The sequence below is a fragment of the Aulosira sp. FACHB-615 genome (genome assembly GCF_014698045.1).
In the GTDB taxonomy this organism is placed as follows: domain Bacteria; phylum Cyanobacteriota; class Cyanobacteriia; order Cyanobacteriales; family Nostocaceae; genus Nostoc_B.
This window is the reverse complement of sequence record NZ_JACJSE010000014.1, coordinates 110,955-132,659: the sequence shown is the minus strand read 5'-3', so window position 1 is coordinate 132,659 and position 21,705 is coordinate 110,955. Positions and strand designations below refer to the sequence as shown.

The following is a 21,705-nucleotide window of genomic DNA, read 5'->3' as shown; positions in this document are numbered from 1 at the left end:
TTCAACTAGCTCTTAAAATCTCAAACCCACCCCACCTTGCACAGCCAACGCCGTACCACCGCCATCACGATAAGCATCAAAGGCAATAATCGCATTGCCAAAAATTACCGTATTGCTATTGGGAACAACGTAATCAATTCCTGGCTGTAAAGCAAAACTAATTTTATTACCTACCGGAGAAGGACTATCACCACCAGTTAACACTAAGCCTGCGCCTAAATAAGCATCTGTTTGCCAGTTGAGTGGCAAGTCATAAGATACAGTAGGGACAACAGCCGTGTTCTGACCAATTAATGCTTGAGCGCGAAAAGAAACTGGTGCTTCTAAAAGTTTGTAACGAAAAGCCACAACTCCGCCGATTTGAATACCATCAGTTAACCCAATAGTGGGGCCGACACCCACATAGCTACCATAAGCAACTTGAGCCTGTGCTGGTTGATAATCCATCAGCAAGCTGAAAACTGCACTAGCCGCTATCAATGAACTTAAATTAGGTAGATACTTCATCACCCGACTCCTCACACCATAATTTGAATGTTTTCATGTATCATTTGTGATTTAGTGAGGAGGTAGGATTAAGTATTTTCCTGACTCCCCATTTAAATTTTACGGGCAACGGGGATGAATGCCACCTTGGGTACAAATGTAAGCTAATTGCTTGGCATCTAAGTTTTTCGCTTGAGAAAAATCAACACCTTTAACTACAGCCGATACTGTACCAGTATCAGGTGTTTCCACAAATTGATCTGCGGGGTCTTGTTTGCTTGGTGCAATAATTGTGTCTTTAAAATCTGCGCCTGCGACATTTGCACCGCGTAAATCTACAAAACTCAAATCAGCGTTGCGTAAGTTAGCATTTTCTAATTGGGCGGAACGTAAAACTGCGCCAGTCATCCGGCTAGTACTCAGGTTAGCATTGCTGAGATTGGCATGATCTAAATAAGCGCCAGATAAATCTGCACCTTGCCAATCAGTTTTGGTTAAGTTGGCAAATGATAATTGTGTCCCGATCGCAATTACTCTACCCAAGCGAGCTGCATAAAGATTAGCTTCGTTTAATTTAGCATCACCTAAATCGGCTCCAGTCAAGCTGGTATTTTCTAAAACTGCATTCCGCAAGTCAGCCCCCACCAGTTGGGCGCTGCTGAGATTTGCCCCAATTAAACGCGCACTTTCTAAATTAGCGCGGTTGAGAGTTGCCCGACTTAAATCACTACCAGTCAATAACACCCGGCTGAGGTTAGCATCGGTGAGATTGGCTTGTTTCATTTGGACTTGCGTTAAATCGGCGATCGCATCATCATAAGTATCCCAGCGACCATCTTCACCCATACTCCGAAAACGGCTACCTTTAAAACTCGCTTGGTTGAGATCAGCCGCTTTTAATTTCAGTCCTGACAAATCAATGTTTTCTAACACCAAATTAAACAAAGGACTGCCATTTGTACTGGTTTGGCTTAACGTAGTGCGAGTCAAGTCAAGACCATTGATTTTGCCACTATATACATTCAAAATCTTATTGATAGTTTGCTGGTTGAGTTGTAGCCGCTTTTGCCATGATTCGCGTTCTTGGGGTGCAGCTGATTGCAGTTCGTTAGCCAGAAACTGGTTTTTATTTTTCAATTCGGGGATAGCGGGAATACCCACATTTGTTAAAGCTTGCTGAATGGAATTCAACAGCACTGGGTTAGTTTCATTCACCAACAAATCAGCCAAAAATTGAATCGACTGGGAATCATTTAGACCACCCATCGCCAGAATTGCACTTTGGCGTTCTTCTAAACTAGCGCCAGAGTTGGGACTTAATTGTTTAACAAATTCCAAAAACTTCTGACTGTTAATTTGTGAAGTTTCTCGCTGAGTTTGCTGTTTTTGAATATAAACTTGTGTCCCAATTAAAGCCGCGAGTACCGCACTCATACTTGCTAGGGTGACTGCAAACAAAGCGAGGTTGGAGTTTTGCTGCATCCGCCGCCACAATGTCGGTAATTTGGCATCTGTGGCTGACACGGGTGCGAGACTGACTTCTGTTGCATTTGGGGCTTCTGGTTCACCAGTTTTCACCAATGCACTCCGCCCATTTTGACGTTTAGCATCAATGGTTTCTGTACCTGCTAACCAATCATGTAAGGCGCGACGACCTTGGCGAGAGGATAAAGCTACACTTTCGCCTAACACCATCAATACTGCCAAAAAAGTAAACAGTCCCAAATTCGGAAAGGCAAAACTATAGCGCCAGAGGATGTAAGCAATCGAAACTGGTACAGACAAGCGACCAATACCTTCCCTAGCGATCGCTGCGCCTAAACCTGGGGCTTTACCTTGGTCATTCACCACGCGCACACCAAACCAACGTTTTGGTAAAGTACTCCCAGTTTTTGCAAGTAAGTACAATTGCCACCAAGATAAAGTGACAGGTGCAATTAAAGCCAACATCCATAAATAATTAGTCGGCCAGGCGACATTGGGAATACCGTAACTAACAGGTAAAGCCAAAGGCCTGGCGATCGCTCTTTCTGTGACAACTAATACAGGGTTGAGTGGTACACGGTTGAGGTCACTCCTGGAATTGGCATAAGCTCCCAATCCAAACGGAATTAACCCACTCACAACCACTAGGCTAATTTCTGCTGTCCAAGCCGCCAAACGTCGAGTTACTAACGGTAATGAATTGGTTTGTGTTGGTGCATTTGAATGACTAGGTTGACTATCATTTCTCCTCACAATTGGTGTCGCCATTGAATAATTCCCTTTAAATTTAATAGTTGCGCCATAACTGGCGTGATTAATATAGAGTGCTATGGCTTATTGGAAAAGCTATCAGCGACAAAAAATTTGTATCCAAGATACACTAACCCTGCCAACACCGCCAGACTAATTGCAGAGGTCACAAGTTTTAGTACTGCTTGCAACACCGCCAAACCCATTAGCACCGTAACACCCATAACTACTAACTTTCCCGTCCCAGATAAACTTTGAAACCAAAGTTGCGAACGAGTAAAATACTGTTTAAAGTTGAGAAAATAAGACCGAGACTGCTGTCTGGCTGCTGTTTTTTTCGCTTCTACACTCTCAGCATTAATTTCTGCTTCTAGCTTTTGTAGGCGTTGTTGCCAATCTTCTTCCGGTTGAGGGTTCATAAATCTTGTCTACCTCTGCTAAAACACTTGTTCAACAGGTGAGCAATCATATCCGAAATTTTTCCGGTTGTGTTTGTGATTTTAACGAATGTTTGATTTTATCAAGGGTGATAATGCCTAAAAATAAGAATTTTTGACGCTATGAACGAATGACTTCATCTCTTTTTTATATTTAGCCATATAGACATACAAGATTAGCAATAAAATTTTATACTTCGTTTTAGGAACACTGAGGGATTGCTATCGTCTCTTAATTCAGACTATTTATATCAATAATCGCTCTACAAATAGTCGGGAGCATAAAAGAATATGAAAACTCTGAGGCTATGGCAAATTGTTCCCGTCGCTGTTGTACTGAGTATGGGAATTATCCAGCCTAACTTGGCAGAAGCACCATCAATTCCAATTCCCGCCAAACTCAAATCAGACCCCCTAGTGTTAACAGGTAAGTCTGGAGGAACTGTCCAAAGTAACTGCGGAAATATTTCTACTGTCCCTAGTCAAATTATTCAAGTCACAGAGTCAATGCCTTATATGCGCTTAACTGTTGACAGTCCTGGACAGCCAACATTACTCATTGACGGCCCTAGCGGACGCTTTTGTGTGTTAGCAGATAACTACTCCCAAAGCAAGCCAGAGTTATCCGGTTACTGGCAAGCTGGCAAGTACTTACTGTATGTAGGGCAATTATCTCCAGAGCAGCATAACTACACTCTTTCAATTTCGCAACAAAAAAAGCCTAGATAACTAGGACTTACGCACAAAAACGAGCAATTAAGGGTTTTGGCAAAGGTGTAGGGGTGTATGTATCTAAAACCCTTACACCCTCATCCCCCTACACCCAGTTTTTATCGACTACTTTCTTAAATCTAGATATAGTACATCAGGTCTTTCTGCTTGTGGATATTTCGCCGTTCGCACAAATCTTGTAGCGTATTTTGTTGTAAAACAGCATTGGCAGCTTGACAAGCTTCTTGCCAAACTTCCTGAATTACCTGAGTTTCTGTGTTTTGAGCATTTTGACTGGATGCTGGAGCGATCGCATCCAATCCTTCAATACAAGTAATACAATCTAATATAGTAATTTTACGTGGGTCGCGTGCCAAAACATATCCACCTTTCGCGCCGCGAATACTCTTAATGATTCCTCCACGCCTCAAAGTTGCCAGTAATTGTTCTAGATAACGAATTGGTATATTTTGTAACTCTGCCATCTGTCGAATTTGCAAAGACTCACCACTGGAGTAGCAAGATGCCAACTCCAACAGAGCTAAAAGAGCATATTCCGATTTGTTAGAGATTTCCACAGGCGTAAGATTTTTAAATTCACACCTCAAGCTTTTCAAGTTGTTGACTTTACTTGACTCAGTTCATCCTGAGCAAAACTGATCACACAACTTTGATATTTAAAGGCTTAATCTCACTGTAAATCAGCTTTATCAATAAGAGCAATTGTTTTTATTTTTCATTTCAATAAAAATAAATAATTGATAATTGTCAGCGACAAATCCGCAAAACGTCCAATCTTCTTATTCTTGACTGATTGCTGCTGGGAACCCTTTCAATTTTGATAAAATACTGCTATAATAGTTAATGGTGGATGCGGCGACATAGCCAAGTGGTAAGGCAGAGGTCTGCAAAACCTTTATCCCCCGGTTCAAATCCGGGTGTCGCCTTTTAAGAATATCAAGGTTATGGGGCTTTCAAGCCCTTTTTTGTTTAGCGTTCAAGGTTTAATTTTCAAAGCCTTCAACCATTTTTGGGGTTATTTTGGGGAAACAACTGGGGTAAAAATGTCAGGCAAAGGTTTTTACCCCAGTCAATTAGCTTATGGAATCTCAAAAATCTTAAAGTATTGCCCCTAGGCGTTCAGTGCAGATAAATAACTCTAACAGCAGTCTCCAATTAGTTTTTTCCACCCTATTATTACGCCGACAGGAGAGCTAAAAACTAAGCGTTTCTACTTTTTGACAGGACAATAAGTAGTTAGACAGCTTTATTTAATGTAGTCTACTTCATTAGACTAGGAAAGTCTATAGATTGATAAATACACTATTCATATTTAATATCTTCCCACTCTCCCCATTCATCTTTACACCACCCAAAACTACGCCAACATCCACGACTATTAGATTGTCTTTCAAAAACAAACTCAATGACACTTTCACCTGTTGTAAGACACAGGCGCTTTTTACTAATAGCGTCAAACAAAAATAGCGTCAGGCTAACATGAAAAACATTGTCTCCATTTTCAGTACCAACCATATCACCGCCTATCACAGCTAACCAAACTGTAGATAGGGGAGATTTTTCTGTTTCCATTGTCCACATCCATCGACAAAATGAAGGAGAATGCAGTTTTTTCGTATCTAAATAAATTTCTGTATCGCGTTTAAAATTATGACCCATAAACTCCTGAAAATCATCCAATAGAGCATCGATAATTTCATAAAAATCTTCTTTTGTATATGATTCATTCTCTTTACCTAGATTCCAAAGCTTTTGTTCAATATTTAATTTCATGTTTGAGTTAACCAAAATAATATGTTTATAATAGCGATATTTGAAAAACTTATATTAATTTAAATAAATTAAATTTTATCCCCTTATTTACTAGTATTAAAACTCTCTAAAATCGAACTAAATAATTATTCTTATCTTCCTTTTTGTTTTTGGCAATTCGTTAAAAAATCAAAAATGAGTTATGATACTATATATATTACTATTGCTCAATAAGCAAGTTAAAAAAATTGATTAAGCAATTTCTCAACCGACCACCAGAGGTCACGTTTGAGGATTTGCGCCTTTTTTAGAGTACTATTTGAATTTGAAGTATTCCATCATACTTTATCCTGACTCTGAAGGAGGATATGTTGCTCAAATTAAAGATTTACCTGGATGTCTCAGCCAAGGTGAAACAATAGAAGAAACGATGGAAAATATTAATGAAGCCAGAGAATTATGGATTGAAACGGCTTATGAAGCTGGAGACGAAATCCCTTTACCTATCACTGATGATAAATACAGTGGTAAGCTACTTCTGAGAATGCCAAAATCTCTACATCGTCAGTTTAGCTGAAGCATCTGAACAAGAAAATGTCAGTTTAAATCAGTATATTCTGTTTTTATTAAGTGCATCAGTTTAACACTTGTTCAATATCTAAATTTCTCTTAATTTCAACAGAGTGGGTGTTCTGTGCTAAAAGATAGTATGATTTTCAGCCTGAACACTCACCATGACTAATGCCTTTAACCGACTTGCACCCTTCATTCAAGAATATATCTACCATCACAACTGGACTGAATTACGACCAGTGCAAATTGCTGCTTGTGAAGTGATTTTTGACACTGATGCTCATTTGTTAGTAGCAGCAGCCACGGCGGCCGGAAAAACAGAAGCAGCATTTCTACCAGTTTTAACTGTATTACATAATTATCCTACTAATACAATTGGTGCATTATATATCGGCCCAATCAAAGCTTTAATTAATGACCAATTTGAACGCCTCAATGGCTTACTTAAAACAGCAGATATTCCTGTTTATCATTGGCATGGTGATGTGGCTCAAAGTCGCAAAAATCAGCTTTTAAAAAAGCCTCAAGGCATTCTTCAAATTACGCCAGAATCTTTAGAGAGTTTATTAATAAATAAACATCATGATTTAGTGCGTTTGTTTGGAGATTTAAAATTTGTCATCATTGATGAAATTCATGCCTTTATGGGTTCGGAACGTGGTTGTCAGATTATTTGTCAATTGCAGCGTTTAGCCAATGCAATTCAATCACAACCCAGGCGTATTGGTTTATCAGCTACTCTTGGTGATTATTCAATGGCGGAAGAATGGCTACGTTCGGGAACTGATAAACAAGTAATTACTCCTAAAATTGAAGCTGGTAAACGTCAAATTAAACTGGCTGTCGAACATTTTTATATTCGTGATGATATTAATTCATCGGAAATATATGATAATTATCTTTTTAATCTTAGCCAAAATAAAAAATGTCTGATATTTGCGAATAACCGCACTCAAACTGAATCTGTAATTGCTTCCCTGCGGCAAATTGCTCAAGCACAAGCACAAGCAGATATTTATCATGTCCATCACGGGAGTATCTCAGCTAGTTTGCGCCAAGCTGCGGAAAAAGCTATGCAAGAACCCCATTACCCTGCTGTAACTGCGGCAACACTTACCTTAGAATTAGGTATCGATATTGGTAATTTAGAGCGAGTCATTCAGTTAGAATCACCTTTGTCTGTAGCTAGTTTTTTACAAAGGTTGGGACGGGTTGGAAGAAGAGGTGAAACGGCGGATATGCGCTTTGTTTGTGCTGAAGATGAACCTTTATCGGAAGCATATCTGCCTGAGCAAATTCCCTGGCAACTTTTACAGTGTATTGCCATTATTCAACTGTATTTAGAGGAACGCTGGATTGAGCCGATAAAGCCGCCAAAATATCCTTTGAGTTTGCTTTATCATCAGACAATGAGTATTTTATTAGCGGCAGGAGAATTATCCCCAGCGAATTTAGCTAAACAAGTTTTAAATATGCCACCTTTTGCGGCAATTTCTCCAGCCGATTTTAAATTGTTGTTACGTTATTTAATTGATATTGGTCATATTCAACAAACTGAGCAAGGTAAATTAATTATCGGTTTGACTGGGGAAAAGATAGTCGGAAGATTTCAATTTTATGCTGTGTTTGCTGACAATCAAGAATATACCGTAAAGCAAGGCACAACAGAAATTGGTAGTATTGTGACACCGCCACCTGTGGGGAATCAATTTGGTTTAGCTGGTCGCACTTGGGAAGTTTTAGAAGTTGATTTTAAAAAAAAGTTAGTTTTAGCTAAACAGGTAGATGGTAAAGCGACTGTTTATTGGCGTGGTGGTGGCGGTACTATTCATACTAAAATTTTACAACGAATGCGACAGGTTTTAATAGAAGATGTTGAATATAGCTATTTACAAAAAAATGCTCAACAACGCCTAAAAACAGTTAGAGAATTATTTCAGTCTGCTGGATTAGCGAAATCTTATATATTGCCATTAGATAAAAATAAATGTTGTATTTTCCCTTGGATGGGAACAGTAGCTTATCGCACTTTAGAAAGATTTCTGAATGCTTTTTGTCGAGAATCTTTAGAAATTAGTAGTATGGGTGGAATGAACCCTTATTATATGATTTTGAAATTAGGCAAAGGTAAGCTGAAATATCTGCAATCAGAAATTGCTTCTTTGTGTGAGCAAAGAATTTCCGCCGAAGATTTAATCAGTACAGCCGAAGCTCCAGAAATGCAAAAATATGATGAATTTATTCCCCATGCTTTATTACGCAAAGCTTTCGCTTATGATTATTTAGATATAGAAGAACTCAGACAGCAAGTTGCTCTTTGGCAAGTTACGGAATGCGATCGCACTTAAGATAGATGTTTTTTAAATAAAACAATTCAGATGTCGGAATGTAAAACATTAAATATACTCTCCTAGAAATCAAGCTCTGACTTCTGCTAGAGGAATCTTTACCTTTGTTACAGATAGTCTTGATATGTCTTGGATAAAGTTGATTGGTTTCAAAATAGGTGAGATTTTAGCTCAATTTCATCACTAACTTATATTTAAAGTCAGCCAATTAACTCCAAAAACCTCAAGATAATGGAGTACAGTCCGGTCATGATACATTTAATTTCTCAGGTATTTTCTCGTATTAATTCCCTGTTAAATCAATTTCAGGTAAAGCAGTTTGTCGCTGTAGTATTAGTAGGATTTTTAGTCTTGACGACAAACGCTAATATTGAGCGTGGTAACACCAAAGCTGTCACTAGAGAGCTTGATAGAGTTGTACATCAGGATAAGGCTGATAGACCAAAAACTACTGGTGAGTGGAACAGAGAAGCTCGTCAAACTGAAAATGACCCTGGTAAACGCGCTGAAAGAATTGCGAAAGAATCAGCAGAGGCTGTTAAACAATGGGGTTCAGTTTATCCTGATACAGCTAAACGCAGCGCCAACAGTGTAGATGAAAATACAAGATAGGTATTGAAGAAGGGTTTAGGGGTATAGGGGTGTACTTCGACCCTTCTCCTGCCGGAGACGCTACGCGAACGACAGGCTCAGGGCGGCGCTGCGCTCAGTAAGCAGGGTGTAGGTTTTCAAAACCCCTACACCCATTCTCAACAGTCAGTCCAACAATTTTAAGCTTTGAGGCTGAAAATCTTTTCGATTACATCTTCAACGACTTTATCGGGGGTGGATGCGCCAGAAGTCACACCGACGACGATTTTACCTGCTGGTAGCCAATTTTCGGCGATCGCTAATTCTCCATTTAACTGGCGATGTTCAATAGCGTCACCAGATTTAATTCGTTCTACGGAATCAATATGGTAAGAAGGAATACCCTTTTCAAAGGCAATTTGTTGTAATTGCGTAGTATTTGATGAGTTAAACCCACCAATTACCACCATTAAATCTAATTCATGTTGTACTAATTCCAACATGGCATCTTGTCGTTCTTGGGTAGCATCACAGATGGTATTAAAGCTTTGAAAATGCTCGTTTAACTGGTCGGGGCCATATTTCTGCATCATCGTCCGTTCAAACAATTTACCAAGCTGCTCAGTTTCCCCTTTTAACATAGTAGTTTGGTTAGCAATTCCCACCCGTTCTAAATCTTGATCTGGGTCAAAACCAGCAGAACAAGCTTTAGCAAATTTTTGCAAAAATTCTTCTCGATTACCACCATTTAAAATGTAGTCAGCAACATATTGTGCTTCTTTTAAATTTAGGACAATTAAATATTTGCCAGCAAAGGAACTAGTTGCAACTGTTTCTTCATGTTTATATTTGCCGTGAATAATGGAGGTGTAATCGATTTTTTTATGCTTTTCCACGGTATTCCAAACTTTAGATACCCAAGGACAAGTTGTATCAACTATTTTGCAGCCTTTATCGTGTAATATCTGCATTTCTTGAACGCTGGCTCCAAATGCAGGTAGGATAACTACATCGTTGTTGTCCACCACCGAAAAGTCTTTTTTGCCTGTTTCTACAGGAATGAATTTTACTTCCATTTCCTGCATTCGCTGATTCACAGAAGGATTATGGATAATTTCGTTAGTAATCCATATACGTTCGGTGGGGAAGTGCTGACGAGTTTCGTAAGCCATTGCAACAGCGCGTTCTACACCCCAGCAAAACCCAAAAGCTTGGGCTAACCGGATGGTAACATCACCCCGTTGCAGACTGTAATTGCGATCGCGGATTTCTTGAATCAAACTGCTGTGATACTCAGATTGCAACTGGGTTGTGACTTCGGCTTGATGGCCAAACCCCTTGCGATTGTAATTTTCTGAATGTTGGAGTGAACGTTTAAAAGCTTTTGTATCCATGTTTAACTCTGTGGTGTCTCCTCCTTCTGATTTTCGCGCGTGAAGACCAAATTTAGAAGTATGAAGTGTAAAGTCTAAAATTTTCCCCCACTCCCCACTCCCTACTCTCCACTCCCCGATGTAGTATAAATCTGCAATGCAGTCCGCCAAACCAGATAGCCGGCAGGACTGAGATGTAAACCATCTGTGGAAAGTTCCGGGCGGAGATTACCTTGTTGATTAGCAAATAAGGAATATAAATCGAGATATTTTGCCTTACGTCTAGTGGCTATACGTTGTAATTGTTCATTTAATAAGCGAATGCGACTATTAGGAATAGTTAAAAGTTTGTCTCGTCCTTCCCAGGTGGCTTCTTCTGCGCCATGTGGCAAAATCGACTGAACAACTATTTTGGCTGTGGGATGAGTTTTGCGGAGGTATCTGATAATTTGCCGCAGATTCTCTAAAATCACTTCATCACTTTCTCCCCGAATGAGGTCATTAATGCCAATCATGACAAAAATCACCTCTGGTTTAGTGCTATCAAATATATCTAATCTTTTTAAGAGTCCTGTACTGTTTTCGCCAGAAACTGCTTGATTTAGCCAATATCGATTTTCTGGTAATAATTCTGTGGGGAACCAGAGGCTGATAGAGTCTCCCACCAAGATACTTAAATGCTCAGGATTTTTTTCAGTAGCAGCTTGAGCTTCTTGTTTAAGAATATCTAACCACTGTTGGTAATTAAGTTGATGATGACGGCCTAACTCTGGTGCGACAGTTTGGGATGTATTGATTGTTTGCTGTGACGGCGAACCACCAAAAACGGCGGTCAATCTCTGCTTTTGCAAAATTAGCAGGATGACCGCCAACATCAGTATGCCGTTGGTTGCCAACGATAACAATGCCCAAGTGGGGAAGGTTTTTGCAGAAGTGGTCACGACTAGCGAAATTTGCCAATAATTTGACTCAAATTTTATCCGCTAGTTCGCAAAAGTCACACTATATTTAGTAATTGCTTTTACATTGACCACTATCTGCGGAGATGAGCAAACTGTTGGGGAATTAAGAAATAGGTCTATCCCCACCAAATTCAGAGTTGTAACCTTCCTCACCGTGTTCGTTGATATCCAAACCTTGAATTTCCGTTTCTTCTTTAACACGCAAACCAATGGTAGCATCGATTACTTTGAGAATAATAAATGTACCAACTGCGGCGATCGCATAAGCAACTACAATTGCTACTAGTTCTACTCCTAGTTCACCAAAGTTACCTTTGAGTACACCATCTTTACCTGCGGAATTAACCTGGCTTGTGGCAAAAATAGCGGTTAAGATTGCTCCGACTGTACCACCTACACCATGTACAGGATAAGTATCTAAGGCATCGTCAACTTGGAGTTTATGTTTGAAACTGACGGCATAGAAGCATACAGTAGCAGTAATAAAACCAATTAAAATCGCAGCTAACGGAGTAACAAATCCGGCGGCGGGAGTAATACCAACCAGACCTGCAACTGCACCTGTGGCTGCACCTACGGCTGTGGGTTTACCCCGGAGAAATGCTTCTAAAAGCAGCCACATCAACGCACCCGCAGCAGCAGAGGTATTAGTAGCGACAAAGGCTGTAGTTGCTACGTTTGTCGCTACATCACCAGAAGTTCCACTAGCAATAGATAAAGCACTACCAGCATTGAACCCAAACCAACCAAACCACAGCAAGCCAGCACCTAATAAAATAAAAGGTACGTTGTGAGGCGGGCTGAGGCGGTCGGGGTGAGTTTTGCGGGGGCCGAGAACAATTGCAGCGACTAAGGCCGATACACCAGAACTAATGTGAACGACTGTACCACCAGCAAAGTCAAGAGCGCCTAAACCACCGTATAAGCCGAGAAATCCACCTTTAGCCCAAACCATGTGAGCCAGGGGGCTATAAATAAAGGTTGACCAAAGTAAGACAAACAAACTGTAAGCGCGGAAACTCATCCGTTCCGCGATCGCACCAGAAATCAAGGCTGGGGTGATAATGGCAAACATGGCTTGATAAATCATGTATGCCTGATGGGGAATTGTCGGAGCATAAGAAACTACTTCTTGTGGTTCGGAACCTTGGAGATAATTTGTTGTTTCTAACCCGACACCATTTAACCCCAGCCATTGTAAACCACCGATAATCGCGTTTCCTGGTGCAAATGCCAAGCTATAGCCCCACAAAACCCAGGTAACACCCACAATTGCCATCAACACAAAGCTCATCATTAAGGTGTTGAGGATATTGCGCGATCGCACAAATCCACCGTAAAAAAACGCTAATCCTGGTGTCATCAACAAAACCAGTGCTGATGATACCAGCATAAAAGCTGTATCTCCTGTATCAGCCGCAGGTGGTGTGGCTGCTGATGTTTGGGCGTAAGCACTACCTATGAGCGGCCATCCTAACAGGAATATCGAAAGAACCGCGATCGTCAAAACTTTCTTGAACACTTGTTTCTGTCCCTTTCTCACATCAGTCAATTTTTTTGTATACTTAATTACATTTCATGCTTTTTTATCATTGGTTTTTGTCGTGAAAGATACCCAACAGTATTGATTTTTAAAAGATTAACAAAAATATAATCCTTGTGATAGTTGTTCAGATATTAATTAATGTGTATCTATAAAATTTTTATATTATTCTTCGAGTCACCTTATTTCTGTAAGGGTTTTAAAAACGCTGTAGTTTGAGTTAGCATCTTCACCACATAATCAGTGAGAAATTCACAAGAGAAATTGCACTTAGTTCCGAGGTGCGAACATGATAATTAGAACACTAAGTAATGCGACACAAGTACCAATCAGGTCATAAGTATCGGGTGTAACTTTATCTACTCGCCAACCCCAAAGCATTGCCATAAAAATAAACACACCACCATAAGCCGCATAAACTCGCCCAAAATTTGCAGGTTGAAAAGTAGAAATTACACCGTACAAAACTAAAGTAATTCCACCTAAAATTCCTAACCAAAACGACTGGCCTTGTCTTAACCACAACCAGATGAGATAACATCCGCTTAGTTCAAATAAACCAGTCCAGACAAAATATATTAGAGATTTCATCATCATCAAAAACTCAAATATTAAAGTTAATCTGTAACCTGTAACCTCTCACCTGTTAACTCATATTGAATAAAAAAAACCGCCCACTAAAAAGTTATGGGCGGATATTAGTCAGCAATAAGATGTAGAGACTTACAGAGTACTTGGTAAATCACCACCTGATGAAATTTCTCCAGAACTTGTCCCTTCCGAAAAGCCACCAGGACTAGCTTCTTTCAAAAATCCACTATAAGCTTCCATACCGTGTTCGCCGATATCTAAGCCTTCTAATTCTTCTTCTCTGGTAACTCTAATACCTAAAGTTGCTTTCAGCACTAACCAGAAAATGGTGCTAAGAAGAACAGTCATTCCCCCAACTGCAAGAATACCAATTATCTGGGGAATTAATGTGCCGAAACCACCACCTGCGAATAAACCATGTGGCCCGACTGGTTTACCTGCTAAGTCAACCATCCAAGGATAACCACCAGGGCCGACAGAAAATAAACCAACGCAAAGAGTTCCCCAAATACCGCAAACAAGGTGGACTGAAGTAGCACCTACTGGGTCATCAATGCCGAGTTTGTCAAAAAATGGTACAGCGAAAACTACTAAAATACCAGCAATCAAGCCAATGACTATGGAACTAGGAATGCTGACGTAAGCGCAAGATGCGGTAATACCAACCAAGCCAGCCAAGATTCCGTTAATAATCATGGACAAGTCTGGCTTACCCAAGTACACCCAAGCCACAACAGTAGCAGCAATTCCACCAACTGCACCCGCCATGTTGGTTGTCAAAGCAATGTGAGTAATTGCATTAGGATCAGCCGCCATCACAGAACCAGGGTTGAAACCAAACCAGCCCAACCACAGAATTAGGCAACCCAAGGTGGCAATACTCATATTGTGGCCAGGAAGCGCCACTGTTTGCTTATCTTGATATTTCCCAATGCGTGGCCCCAAAAATGCGGCTCCCATCAACGCAGCCCAGCCACCAACTGAGTGAACGACAGTAGAACCAGCAAAATCCCAAAATCCCATATCTGCCAGCCAGCCAGCGCCCCAAATCCAGTGTCCCGTAATGGGGTAGGCAATACCAACAAGTAATAAGCTGAAAATTAAGAAGTCTACAAACTTAATCCGTTCCGCAACAGCACCAGACACAATTGTGGCGGCGGTTCCAGCAAACACTAGCTGGAATAAGAATTTGGCTGCTAAAGGAACACCTGTCCAATTCAGGGCGCTAAATACTCCTTTATAAGCATCGCCAGTTGCAGGGCTGTTATCATCTGGTAAGAAAAAGCCACTGAGTCCGATGAAGTCATTACCATCGCCAAACATTAAGCCAAAGCCGATCGCCCAAAATGCTACGGTCGATAAGGCAAATACAATTAAGTTTTTGGCGAGAACGTTAACGGCGTTTTTCTGACGGCAAAACCCGGTTTCTAACATACAGAAACCAGCGTTCATAAAGAATACTAAAAAGGCAGCGATCGCCACCCATAATGTATCAAGTGCAATTTTTAAATCTGCTGTTGTTGGCCCCGCAGGCGCTGGAGTTTGAGCAACCGCTACATAACTCCATCCCAAAACAATTAAACAAGCCAAAGGTAAACAAGCCCGCCAACTGGGAGACAATCGCTTAATTGCTAAGTTTAACTGCTTGAGTTTTGAGTTAAATCCTGTGCTTTTAGCGTAATTTCTGGCCGATGATCGCCTGATTTTTGTTTTTAATTTTTGTCTTTGCATGAATTTGAACCTCACCCTCCATACCGTCCTGAAAGGAAAAACATCTAGAGCAAAAAACTCATACTCTTAGTCAAAAGCAGCGATTTTTGTCCAGATTTTCAACTACTTGTTTCCACGCCAGAAAGCCAAACAACCCAAAGATGAGTTTAGGAATTTCACTAAACTCTATGTAAACATTTTTTTCTGTTATCCTTAAGAAATTATTATGTATTATCCGCAACCGTCAAGTGTTCTTCACCTAATCTTTAATCTTTAATTATCATGTTTGACGTGCTTAACTGCTGGCAATTGCCAACCCAATTGTTGCCAGAAAATATGCCTACATTAACACATCATTTGCATAATACACTTAGATAATGGTGACTATACTAATATCAAGAATTCCGCAAACGCTTCTTGTTCTAAACATTGGTGAACTCACAAATAAATTTGACTGATTTTCTATTTATCAAAATTGCAATTCTGTATATTTAGATACTGTTTTTTTAGGATTGTGTTTTTTACTACGCTAAAAATAATGAGAGCAAAAACCACATCCTTTACAGGAAATGGATTTATCCTCTTCAATAAATAAAATCCTGGAATAATATTAAATTTTTATAAAAAAAATTAATTGATTGTTACTTAATCAATCAAGTGATAATCATCACTGAATATATAAGGGTGAGAAAAGTCAGCAAGATTTTCTGACACCCACCCCATACACTCTTCCCGAATTTCTCACGTATGGGTAGCGGATGTGGGGAGAGAGGGGAGTGTGGGGAGTGTGGGGGGAAAGATTTCTTCACCATCCTCCCACACTTCCCACCCCTCCCACACCCCTGGATTTCTCTCTTGTGAGAAATCCAGGTCTTCACCTGTGGTTAAAGTTCTTCTTTGAGATATTGTTCATAACCTAGCTGTGTTAATTTTGCTTGCTTGTTCATCACCAATTCCGATAGAGATTGGCGGTATTGCTGTACTTTGGCGAATAAATCTGGTTGGTGAGTAGCCAAAATTTGTACAGCTAATAGCCCAGCATTCTTGGCATTCCCAATGGCGACTGTCGCCACTGGGATACCTGCTGGCATTTGGACAATAGAATATAAAGAATCAACACCTTGCAAATTGCGGGTAGCCACAGGTACGCCAATTACAGGTAAAGCTGTAAGAGAAGCTACCATACCAGGGAGATGGGCTGCACCACCAGCACCGGCGATAATTACCTTAAGACCCCGTTCATGGGCGGTTTGGGCATACTGCACCATCCGTTCTGGGGTACGATGGGCAGAAACTATCGCCACTTCTGTTTCTACACCAAATTCTGTGCAAACTGCGATCGCATCTTTCATAGTGGGCAAATCAGAGTCGCTGCCCATGATAATACCGACAAGGGGAGACATAGAATTTTTGATTTTTGATTTTGGATTTTCGATTAAAGGCTGATTGCGAGATTTAGAATCGTGTCAGACTTAGACTTAGCTACTTTCAGTCCAAGGTGATGACCCAAGCAACACACAAACCCATCGCTTCAAATGTAGATATTATCAATGCGCGTGTACCTGGTTATCAAGATTTACAGATGCTCTTAGTGAATCACGAAGGTGTGATTGAACAAATCTTGCCAATGGGTACGGTATTCAAACGAGTTCCACCACCTGATTTACAAATATTGGATGTAGCTGGTGATTGGATTTCATTAGGCGGTGTTGATTTACAGATTAATGGGGCGCTAGGCTTGGCGTTTACCGAACTAACACCAGAAAACGCGGCAATGTTGCCAAAAATTTCGCAATATTTGTGGGATGCTGGTGTCGATGCTTATGTACCAACATTAGTCACTACTGCCATCGAAAATATTCAGCGATCGCTGGCTATTATTGCTGATTTCGCTGCTCATTCCACAACTGGGGCGAAAATTCTCGGTGTACATCTAGAAGGGCCATTTTTAAATTATGGTAAGCGTGGCGCACATCCAGCCGAATATCTCTTACCTCTGACAATTGAGGAAGTCAAACGGGTATTAGGGGATTATGCCTCGATTGTCAAAATTATCACCCTAGCACCAGAATTAGATCCTGGCAGTGAAGTCATAGCATATTTGCGTTCTTTGGATATCACCGTCAGTTTAGGACATTCCCAGGCAACTGCCGACCAAGCCCAACAAGCCTTTGATTTGGGTGCAACGATGGTAACTCATGCCTTTAACGCCATGCCGCCTTTACATCACCGCGAACCGGGATTATTGGGGGCCGCCATTACCAATCCCAATGTTATGTGTGGTTTGATTGCCGATGGGCAGCATGTCACGCCAACAATGCTAAAAATTCTCTTGCGGGCGACTCAAGAACTATTCTTAGTCAGTGATGCCCTAGCACCTCTGGGGCTACCTGATGGGATATATCCTTGGGATAGTCGCCACATTGAAGTTAAAAACGGTACAGCCCGGTTACTAGATGGCACATTGACAGGCACGACTTTGCCGTTATTCGTGGGAGTACAGAACCTCTTGAAATGGGGAATTTGTGATGTCGAAAGAGCGATCGCTTTAGCTACTAATGCCCCCAGAAAAGCCATGAATTTGCCTGTAATTTCATCAGGTCAACCTGCTAATTTATTACGCTGGCATTGGGATAAAACTACCAAAGAACTCACTTGGCAGCGATTATAGATAGAGGTAAGCTGTTAAACATTTAAGAAAGCACATGAAAGCCGCTCCTAAATGATTTATCAGCATCTCTCTTCCTTGTCTCCCTTATCTCCCTTGTCTTTGTTGTTCACATATCAACTATGACTGCTATATTCACAGCTTGATTGAATTGACTTGCCCCGACATACTCCCATAAAAAAAGAGTGGGAGGAGGCATACCAATCGCCTCATTCTCCCACTCAACATTTGCTGCTGTAGCGTCCAGGATAATGTATGAACATTGCCGTTTTATTTAGGGGGCTAAGTTGTGCGAAAATGGCAATATCTATACATTTTTAGCCCTGGTTGCAGCAAATGTGAAGCCTGATTTATTCATCTATATTTTACAAATTAATTATCTATGATTTGCTATTTATAGCAATCAACAGTAAAATCGGTGTTTCATTTGCTAGGTAGACCCTGATAACAAAACCCTTGAAGTCGTTTATCTTTTATAAATTTAGCGTAGTTAATTAGAGTCAGGTTGCCATTTTGGCAGGTTTTTCAGCATTAACCAAAAACTTTGAGTGTTAATCACTCCAAAGCAGAATACATCAAATTTCCTGCTGAATCAGAATCAAAATTCATCGCAACCCGACTGGGAATCAAAAACGCGATCGCACAATCTATTTTGTCAACTCAGCAATCAAGCTTGATCAGAACTCTCAAAAACTATGCGCTGGTTTAACGGCTGAATTGGGCGTGCATTATGGGGAAATAGTTGGGAAAATTTAGCTATCTGTTCACTGGATACCTCAACGGGAGTTTCCATGATGTACCATGACACATTCTCAGAACAGGGTGGAGTTGTAAGAGAACCAGAATAAGTGAGAAATCTGCGTTCTGTTGGTAAAAGTTCAGCAGCGTTGATGATGGTATCTTTTAGCTGATTTTCCTTTCCCTGGGTTTGGGGTACAGCATCCCAAATTTTTTGCAGATGGGGGTGAAACGCTCCGGCTTTTAAGAATACGCCAACCACTGCTAAATTACCTGCTTGACTGCGGTGAACGAAATGCAGTTCCATATTGTATTCTGCGCCGTTGAGGTGGTGTTCGCTGGGGTGGTGGAAATGGAATTGAAGCAGCTGATAAACTTGGCGATCGCTTTCTATATAACTTCCTGGTTGATAATTAATTTGAATCGTTTTACCGTTATTAATTAAACTTAAGGGTGTTGGCTGATATTTAACTATTAATAAATCTTGATTATTTTTAGCAAGACTTTTAACACTATCAAATTGTAAATTAATTGGTGTTTGTCTTTTACCTGTATAACAAAGTTGAAAATCTGGTGAAAGTTTACCCCAATATTCTGGCCCTTGTTTGCCGATATATCCCCAATTTGTTGCGGCTGCTGCTGGGGAAGTTAAACAACTAGAAACAGAAGTTCCCACAGCAGTCATCCCCATTAATTGTAGTAGTCGCCGTCTGTTGAAAATCTTACTCATACCAATTTTTGGATGTGGGATTAACAGCGTTGATTAATTTTTAGTACTTAGCCAATTGCTAGGGCAACCAAAAATTAGGCAAGATAGACTTACTTACATTACGTACAGTTTCGTTGAGCGATCGCCCAATTTTAATATGTACTTCATCTTCATGTACAGGTAAAATCTCAGCAGTTTGACCCTCCCCTAAATAAGACATCACAAAATTCGCTGCTTCTAAACCTGTAACATAAGCTTTTTCTTGCGACCATGAACCGTGACGGTTAATAATCCAATCACCACTCATGAATACATTGGCAAAACTTGTCCTAGCTGGCAACATATAACGATAACTACCCGGTGCAAAGTGCGTGACTGCATTTGGTAAGCGAATTACACTACTATCAATTACTTTCGCTTGTTTGAATCCAGGTACACAAGTTGCTAAATAATTCTGCACAATTGGAATTATTTCTTCATCACTCAAACCAATAAACTGATTAGCATGATAAAAATCTGCTTCAATTACCGTTCCTGGTTCATCGTGATATTCATCATGTAAAGCATTCAAATCAAAAAATGTCCATCCAGTAGTTGTATCAAAACCAAAGCAAGCATTAGAAGGACGGGGAATATCAATTTTCCGGTCAAACCATAAGCGCGTTGCTAAAACATCAATTGCACCTAAATTATTCAGATTCCGAAACTCTTCTCGGTTTTGTAAACTAGGACTAGAAGAAACAATTTTCTTCATTCCAGTTACCCCAACCGCAAAAATTACCGCATCAGCGTTAAATACTTGATCACCACAAACTACACCAGTGGCGCGATTTTGCTCATCAATAATTAAGTCAGTTACACGATGTTTTGCGAATACTTTACCGCCAGCTTTTTCAATTTTTTCTACCCAAGGACGGAAGATTTTTTCGCCTACAGTTCCGCGACACCAAACCACATCAAAATTAGGCTGATGCGCCAAAATAAAATAATACAGCATTCCTAATGTGGCGGCGGCAGAACATTGTTCACCAGGGGCGAATAAGCCTACTAACAACATCGGCTCAAAGGCATCACGATAAAGTCTAGCAGATACACCAAAATCTTTGAACAATTCCCGCGCGGTAACAGAATCATAACGCCGCCAAGCTGCATCGGAATTATCAAAATCAACCACAGCATACAGTAAAGGTAAGGCGCTGAGACGGTCAATTAATGGTAATCGCTGAAAGTGGGTGTAGAGAAATGTGCCAAGAGGTGCCGGTAGTTGGGGTAATTCTTGAAAAATGGGTGATTCTACTTCTAAGCCGGCGGGTGAATATTGAGCAGAACGAGTCCAGGTAGTGAAGGGGTTAATATCTAATTCGTTGATTAGGGCAAAAATATTTCTGTAAGGATACCAAAAACCATGAATCCCAGCTTCTACAGATTTCCCCCCAGGAGTTTTCCAACCTGCAACAAGTCCGCCAGGATAGGGGCCTGCTTCCAGAAGTGTCACATTATATCCTTGCTTGGCTAAATGATAGGTTGCGCCTAAACCAGCCCAACCCGCACCCACGACTACTACATTTTTTTGTTGTGACGCTTCTACCATTTTGCTCTCCAATTGTTGCAGCCCATCAATAATGTATACGAACTTGCGTTCAGAGGGAGAGGGAAGAGAAGATAAATTCAGCTAATCACCGATTTTTGACGATGCCAAAATTTGAGGAACAATTAGAATTTATTTATGCCAGCGATCGCAACCAATGGCGGGAGTGGTTAGGCAAAAATCATCTCACTTCCCCTGGTATCTGGTTAGTTTATTACAAAGTCAAAAGTGGTCAACCCAGCGTCAGATATAGCGAAGCCGTTCAAGAAGCTTTATGTTTTGGGTGGATTGATAGTAAAGTTAAATCTTTAGATGAAAACCGCTATCAGCAAATTTTTACACCACGCAAACCCAAAAGCGTTTGGTCAAAATTAAATAAGCAATATATTGAAGAGCTAATTGCAGCAGGTTTAATGACAGAATTTGGTCTAGCTAAAATTGCTGATGCGAAAGAAGATGGCTCATGGACTTCTTTAGATGCGATCGAAGCATTAATCATTCCTCTAGATTTGCAACAAGCTTTAGCAGCCAACTCTTGGGCTAACCTCAATTTTGCAGCCTTTAGTAATTCCACCAAGAAAAACATTCTTTTTTGGATTGAAAATGCCAAACGTCCAGAAACTAGGTTAAAGAGAATTGAGCAAACCGTAACTTCAGCCGCGCAAAACAGAAATCCATTGAGCCGTTAGT

General features: G+C 40.5%; 19 protein-coding genes and 1 tRNA gene. 7 read left to right on the top strand and 13 right to left on the bottom strand.

Annotated features, from left to right (window positions below):
* Positions 1–12 precede the first annotated feature (12 nt).
* From H6G77_RS21350 to H6G77_RS21340, 3 genes are all read right to left on the bottom strand, one after another.
* Entirely contained in the window at positions 13–507 is a 495-nt protein-coding gene (locus tag H6G77_RS21350; RefSeq protein ID WP_190872675.1) for a hypothetical protein, read from the bottom strand.
* A 99-nt stretch (positions 508–606) separates the two neighbouring features.
* Positions 607–2,739, bottom strand: coding sequence for a pentapeptide repeat-containing protein (locus H6G77_RS21345; RefSeq protein ID WP_190872674.1), 2,133 nt, complete (start codon positions 2,737–2,739; stop codon positions 607–609).
* A 59-nt stretch (positions 2,740–2,798) separates the two neighbouring features.
* On the bottom strand, positions 2,799–3,140 hold the full coding sequence (locus tag H6G77_RS21340) for a hypothetical protein (protein WP_190594581.1): 342 nt from the start codon (positions 3,138–3,140) through the stop codon (positions 2,799–2,801).
* A 309-nt stretch (positions 3,141–3,449) separates the two neighbouring features.
* Between H6G77_RS21340 and H6G77_RS21335 the strand changes: the two genes are divergently transcribed.
* A complete protein-coding gene (locus tag H6G77_RS21335; RefSeq protein WP_190594580.1) occupies positions 3,450–3,887 on the top strand; it encodes a hypothetical protein in 438 nt (145 codons plus the stop codon).
* 122 nt (positions 3,888–4,009) lie between these two features.
* On the opposite strand, the gene H6G77_RS21330 is transcribed toward H6G77_RS21335, so the two are convergent.
* Complete coding sequence (locus H6G77_RS21330) at positions 4,010–4,447, bottom strand: Rrf2 family transcriptional regulator (RefSeq protein WP_190594579.1); 438 nt, start codon at positions 4,445–4,447, stop codon at positions 4,010–4,012.
* 297 nt (positions 4,448–4,744) lie between these two features.
* Between H6G77_RS21330 and H6G77_RS21325 the strand changes: the two genes are divergently transcribed.
* Positions 4,745–4,816, top strand: a tRNA-Cys gene (locus H6G77_RS21325).
* Between the two features lie 376 nt (positions 4,817–5,192).
* Here the strand turns inward: H6G77_RS21325 and H6G77_RS21320 are convergent.
* A complete protein-coding gene (locus H6G77_RS21320) occupies positions 5,193–5,663 on the bottom strand; it encodes a hypothetical protein (protein WP_190594578.1) in 471 nt (156 codons plus the stop codon).
* 304 nt (positions 5,664–5,967) lie between these two features.
* On the opposite strand from H6G77_RS21320, the gene H6G77_RS21315 reads away from it, so the two are divergent.
* The 3 genes from H6G77_RS21315 to H6G77_RS21305 all read left to right on the top strand — a co-directional run bounded on the left by H6G77_RS21315 (position 5,968) and on the right by H6G77_RS21305 (position 9,175).
* The gene (locus H6G77_RS21315) at positions 5,968–6,219 is read left to right on the top strand and encodes a type II toxin-antitoxin system HicB family antitoxin (protein WP_242049275.1); all 252 of its coding nucleotides are present in this window, start codon (positions 5,968–5,970) and stop codon (positions 6,217–6,219) included.
* Positions 6,220–6,376: 157 nt separating this feature from the next.
* Entirely contained in the window at positions 6,377–8,563 is a 2,187-nt protein-coding gene (locus H6G77_RS21310; RefSeq protein WP_190671649.1) for a DEAD/DEAH box helicase, read from the top strand.
* A 249-nt stretch (positions 8,564–8,812) separates the two neighbouring features.
* On the top strand, positions 8,813–9,175 hold the full coding sequence (locus H6G77_RS21305; RefSeq protein WP_190594576.1) for a hypothetical protein: 363 nt from the start codon (positions 8,813–8,815) through the stop codon (positions 9,173–9,175).
* Between the two features lie 158 nt (positions 9,176–9,333).
* On the opposite strand, the gene H6G77_RS21300 is transcribed toward H6G77_RS21305, so the two are convergent.
* From H6G77_RS21300 to purE, 6 genes are all read right to left on the bottom strand, one after another.
* Entirely contained in the window at positions 9,334–10,527 is a 1,194-nt protein-coding gene (locus H6G77_RS21300) for a 4-hydroxy-3-methylbut-2-enyl diphosphate reductase (RefSeq protein ID WP_190594575.1), read from the bottom strand.
* 101 nt (positions 10,528–10,628) lie between these two features.
* Positions 10,629–11,447 carry a GDSL-type esterase/lipase family protein gene (locus H6G77_RS21295; protein WP_190594574.1) on the bottom strand — a complete coding sequence of 273 codons (819 nt, stop codon included), beginning with the start codon at positions 11,445–11,447 and terminating at the stop codon, positions 10,629–10,631.
* Between the two features lie 124 nt (positions 11,448–11,571).
* Positions 11,572–12,990: an ammonium transporter gene (locus H6G77_RS21290; protein ID WP_190872673.1), complete on the bottom strand. Its 1,419-nt coding sequence runs from the start codon at positions 12,988–12,990 to the stop codon at positions 11,572–11,574.
* Positions 12,991–13,281: 291 nt separating this feature from the next.
* Positions 13,282–13,605, bottom strand: coding sequence for a YnfA family protein (locus H6G77_RS21285; RefSeq protein WP_190594591.1), 324 nt, complete (start codon positions 13,603–13,605; stop codon positions 13,282–13,284).
* Between the two features lie 129 nt (positions 13,606–13,734).
* Positions 13,735–15,333 carry an ammonium transporter gene (locus H6G77_RS21280; RefSeq protein ID WP_190872672.1) on the bottom strand — a complete coding sequence of 533 codons (1,599 nt, stop codon included), beginning with the start codon at positions 15,331–15,333 and terminating at the stop codon, positions 13,735–13,737.
* Between the two features lie 863 nt (positions 15,334–16,196).
* Positions 16,197–16,715, bottom strand: coding sequence for a 5-(carboxyamino)imidazole ribonucleotide mutase (purE, locus tag H6G77_RS21275; RefSeq protein ID WP_190872671.1), 519 nt, complete (start codon positions 16,713–16,715; stop codon positions 16,197–16,199).
* Positions 16,716–16,813: 98 nt separating this feature from the next.
* Here purE and nagA point away from each other — a divergent pair, with 98 nt between their 5' ends.
* Positions 16,814–17,983, top strand: coding sequence for an N-acetylglucosamine-6-phosphate deacetylase (gene nagA / locus H6G77_RS21270; protein ID WP_190872670.1), 1,170 nt, complete (start codon positions 16,814–16,816; stop codon positions 17,981–17,983).
* A gap of 664 nt (positions 17,984–18,647) precedes the next feature.
* On the opposite strand, the gene H6G77_RS21265 is transcribed toward nagA, so the two are convergent.
* Together H6G77_RS21265 and H6G77_RS21260 are read right to left on the bottom strand one after the other, a co-directional pair.
* Entirely contained in the window at positions 18,648–19,448 is an 801-nt protein-coding gene (locus H6G77_RS21265) for a carbonic anhydrase (RefSeq protein ID WP_190872669.1), read from the bottom strand.
* A gap of 58 nt (positions 19,449–19,506) precedes the next feature.
* Positions 19,507–21,018, bottom strand: coding sequence for an FAD-dependent oxidoreductase (locus H6G77_RS21260; RefSeq protein WP_190872668.1), 1,512 nt, complete (start codon positions 21,016–21,018; stop codon positions 19,507–19,509).
* Between the two features lie 101 nt (positions 21,019–21,119).
* Here H6G77_RS21260 and H6G77_RS21255 point away from each other — a divergent pair, with 101 nt between their 5' ends.
* Entirely contained in the window at positions 21,120–21,704 is a 585-nt protein-coding gene (locus H6G77_RS21255; RefSeq protein WP_190872667.1) for a YdeI family protein, read from the top strand.
* Position 21,705 lies beyond the last annotated feature (1 nt).